The following is a 1783-nucleotide window of genomic DNA, read 5'->3' on the forward strand; positions in this document are numbered from 1 at the left end:
CCGCAATCAGTGCTGAAGGGACGAACGCCCATCGACGCGCTCAAGGACTGGCAGAAGCAAAGGCCAGACCTATTCAGAAGACGGCCGTATAATCACGCGGGATGTGACACGGCGAACTTCCCGACTGATTGTAGAAGGTGACCGATTCAGGTTTCGCGCAATCATGCGAAAAGATTGCTGTGCCATCAGCCCGCGAGATATCTCCTCCCGCTCGATCAAACTCAAAGCATTTTGCGAACGCCTTCGATCCGGTGGCCTGATCCCGCCGAATTGCGCCAAATGGGGGAAGATCGAAGACGACGTGCGATTGAAGTGACGCCCAATCGAACTCATAGACTTGCCGCGTTGCCAGCGGTCCCACATCTCAGACTTCTGATTGTCGGTGTAAAATGTCCGCGTACGATACTTCATCTCTCACACTCCATCTTTTCTGAAAGACTAGAGTGTTGCGCGCACCCGTTGAAACCGCCGGAGAAAGCTGCCGTTCAACAGCTTGCTGTGTTCTGTTCCATTGGTAGGGTGGAAGGATGAGCATACCTTATCGCCTGCCAGAAGAGTTCGAAACAGCCCGCTACTTCCTCCGGCGCGTGAAGGTGGATGACGCCCAAGCCATTTTCGACAGCTACGCCACCGACGCGGAGGTTACACGCTTTCTCGGATGGAAGCCTCATCGAAGCCTCGCGGATACGTCCGCATTTTTGGAAATTGCGGCTGCGGAATGGGACCTGGGGAGCGGCTTTCCCGTTGTCGCACGTGACCGCGAAAGCGGAAACTTCCTTGGTATGTTTCACCCTAAACTGGTTGGCCATATGGTGAACTACGGCTACGTTTTGCGGAGATCGGCATGGGGGCAGGGGTGGGCAACAGAGGTGATGCGCTGGCTCGTGGAACAGGCGCTCACTCAACCCATGATTTGTAGGACGGAAGCTTTCTGTGACGTGGATCATCCGGCATCGGCCCGAGTGATGGAGAAAGCAGGCATGGAGCGCGAGGGTATTCTGCGGCGCTACTTCCGCCACCCCAACATTTCCGAAGCGCCTCGTGATTGCGTCATTTACTCCAAGGTCCAGTAAGGGCTCGTTTTCCGGACCTTCGCCGCGCCAAAACAAACCGCCTCCAAATACCCTCTGTTGAGCTCTTGATAAGGCCTCTTATGCAGCGCTCTGAATGAGGGGCGCGGGGTCTGCCGCAGGTTGTGGGAATGCAGCGCTCATAGGGCAGAAAATCAAACACACTGGCGTGATGGCCTGCATCCGGTTCGCATACCCCAGGTGTCTGGTCAGGGTAACGAGTTCAGGCCGCCAGTCATGCTGGCGGCCTTTTTCAATTTTACCAATCAGCGATCATACTGCGGCGAGGGCATTGCCGAGCAGTCTTCCAAACACAGACTAGCTTTTAGGCGGCCGAGAATATGACGCTGGACTGGTTCTGCGAAGCCCCTAATGGCGAGAAGATAACGGCCGGCATCTCGAGTCGAAAGTCACGCGACAAGCCCGTCCAATACGACAAGCGCTGCTAACTAAAGCATAACTGGATTGAAATCCTGTCCAGACAGTCTGAAAGACTGAAGGCACTTCGCAATTCGTTACACCAGATGCCCAAAAGTCTTCCTCCCAGCAATCCTTCTCGTCGAAACCATAATTTCTTATTATAAATCCATATTCTGAATGTAGCTGTCACATCCCGCGTGATTATACGGCCGTCTTCTGAATAGGTCTGGCCTTTGCTTCTGCCAGTCCTTGAGCGCGTCGATGGGCGTTCGTCCCTTCAGCACTGATTGCGG

Annotated in this window: 1 protein-coding gene and 1 pseudogene; one reads left to right on the top strand and one right to left on the bottom strand. The window is 54.5% G+C overall.

What is annotated here, in order from left to right; translation table 11 throughout:
* Positions 1-165: 165 nt before the first annotated feature.
* Positions 166-411, bottom strand: a pseudogene (locus DWB67_RS17595) (IS30 family transposase); the annotation flags it as partial.
* A gap of 116 nt (positions 412-527) precedes the next feature.
* Here DWB67_RS17595 and DWB67_RS17600 point away from each other — a divergent pair.
* A complete protein-coding gene (locus tag DWB67_RS17600; RefSeq protein ID WP_119808836.1) occupies positions 528-1073 on the top strand; it encodes a GNAT family N-acetyltransferase in 546 nt (181 codons plus the stop codon).
* Positions 1074-1783: the final 710 nt, after the last annotated feature.

Origin of the sequence: Paracoccus sp. JM45, assembly GCF_003590715.1 — a bacterium.
Classification (GTDB): domain Bacteria; phylum Pseudomonadota; class Alphaproteobacteria; order Rhodobacterales; family Rhodobacteraceae; genus Paracoccus.

Coding starts and splice junctions, on each gene's coding strand:
- DWB67_RS17600 (WP_119808836.1), top strand. CDS start 528: ATGAGCATACCTTATCGCCTGCCAGAAGAGTTCGAAACAGCCCGCTAC.